The organism is Enterobacter cloacae complex sp. SHL021 (assembly GCF_049237765.1).
Taxonomy (GTDB): Bacteria; Pseudomonadota; Gammaproteobacteria; order Enterobacterales; family Enterobacteriaceae; genus Enterobacter; species Enterobacter cloacae.
This window is the reverse complement of record NZ_JBMKJG010000062.1, coordinates 1-1,062: the sequence shown is the minus strand read 5'-3', so window position 1 is coordinate 1,062 and position 1,062 is coordinate 1. Positions and strand designations below refer to the sequence as shown.

The 1,062-nt window shown below is 60.6% G+C and carries 2 protein-coding genes; both read left to right on the top strand.

Translation table 11 applies throughout. The features are described 5' to 3' along the window. A partial coding sequence (locus ACOTZF_RS25200; protein ID WP_016810057.1) for a DMT family transporter occupies positions 1-205 on the top strand: 205 nt, incomplete at its 5' end. Next, entirely contained in the window at positions 199-1,038 is an 840-nt protein-coding gene (gene sul1, locus ACOTZF_RS25195; protein ID WP_000259031.1) for a sulfonamide-resistant dihydropteroate synthase Sul1, read from the top strand. The genes ACOTZF_RS25200 and sul1, both read left to right, overlap by 7 nt. Positions 1,039-1,062 lie beyond the last annotated feature (24 nt).

Genomic DNA, 1,062 nt, shown 5'->3' with positions numbered 1-1,062 from the left:
TCTGGTTCTGAAATCCATCCCTGTCGGTGTTGCTTATGCAGTCTGGTCGGGACTCGGCGTCGTCATAATTACAGCCATTGCCTGGTTGCTTCATGGGCAAAAGCTTGATGCGTGGGGCTTTGTAGGTATGGGGCTCATAATTGCTGCCTTTTTGCTCGCCCGATCCCCATCGTGGAAGTCGCTGCGGAGGCCGACGCCATGGTGACGGTGTTCGGCATTCTGAATCTCACCGAGGACTCCTTCTTCGATGAGAGCCGGCGGCTAGACCCCGCCGGCGCTGTCACCGCGGCGATCGAAATGCTGCGAGTCGGATCAGACGTCGTGGATGTCGGACCGGCCGCCAGCCATCCGGACGCGAGGCCTGTATCGCCGGCCGATGAGATCAGACGTATTGCGCCGCTCTTAGACGCCCTGTCCGATCAGATGCACCGTGTTTCAATCGACAGCTTCCAACCGGAAACCCAGCGCTATGCGCTCAAGCGCGGCGTGGGCTACCTGAACGATATCCAAGGATTTCCTGACCCTGCGCTCTATCCCGATATTGCTGAGGCGGACTGCAGGCTGGTGGTTATGCACTCAGCGCAGCGGGATGGCATCGCCACCCGCACCGGTCACCTTCGACCCGAAGACGCGCTCGACGAGATTGTGCGGTTCTTCGAGGCGCGGGTTTCCGCCTTGCGACGGAGCGGGGTCGCTGCCGACCGGCTCATCCTCGATCCGGGGATGGGATTTTTCTTGAGCCCCGCACCGGAAACATCGCTGCACGTGCTGTCGAACCTTCAAAAGCTGAAGTCGGCGTTGGGGCTTCCGCTATTGGTCTCGGTGTCGCGGAAATCCTTCTTGGGCGCCACCGTTGGCCTTCCTGTAAAGGATCTGGGTCCAGCGAGCCTTGCGGCGGAACTTCACGCGATCGGCAATGGCGCTGACTACGTCCGCACCCACGCGCCTGGAGATCTGCGAAGCGCAATCACCTTCTCGGAAACCCTCGCGAAATTTCGCAGTCGCGACGCCAGAGACCGAGGGTTAGATCATGCCTAGCATTCACCTTCCGGCCGCCCGCTA

What these genes read in the sequence shown, in the direction of transcription:
- sul1 (WP_000259031.1), top strand. Translation starts at nt 199, where the DNA reads ATGGTGACGGTGTTCGGCATTCTGAATCTCACCGAGGACTCCTTCTTC.